We start from the raw sequence: 405 nt of genomic DNA, 5'->3' as shown, positions 1-405 counted from the left end.
TAGCCCGGGCACGACGGGTGCGGCGTGCCCGCCCGGCGGCTCAGGCCGGCGGGGTGAAGTCCCGCGAGGCGATGAAGGACGGCCGCCGGACCGGCGCCGCGAACGGCTCCATCGGCAGGTTCTCCACGCTGTTGAACACCAGGAAGACGTTGCTGCGCGGGTAGGGGGTGATGTTGTCCCCGGAACCGTGCATCGCGTTGCAGTCGAACCAGGTCGCCGTCCCGGCCGCCCCGGTGAACTGCTGGATGCCGCAGGCGGACGCGAACCGCGTCAGGGCCTCGGGGGAGGGCGTTCCGGCGTCCTGCGTCTGCAGCGACTTCTTGTAGTTGTCCTTCGGCGTCGCACCCGCGCAGCCGAGGAACGTCCGGTGCGACCCCGGCACGATCATCCACCTGCCGTTGGTCG

General features: G+C 71.1%; 1 protein-coding gene. It reads right to left on the bottom strand.

The window, feature by feature from the left end; genetic code table 11:
• Positions 1 to 40 precede the first annotated feature (40 nt).
• Positions 41 to 405 (bottom strand): phytanoyl-CoA dioxygenase family protein (locus G3I71_RS49110; RefSeq protein ID WP_203733248.1); only part of this gene is annotated, 365 nt, incomplete at its 5' end.

It is taken from the genome of Streptomyces sp. SID12501, from assembly GCF_010550245.1.
Classification (GTDB): domain Bacteria; phylum Actinomycetota; class Actinomycetes; order Streptomycetales; family Streptomycetaceae; genus Streptomyces.
The sequence above is the reverse complement of the archived record's forward strand: the minus strand, read 5'-3'. Positions and strand labels throughout refer to the sequence as shown.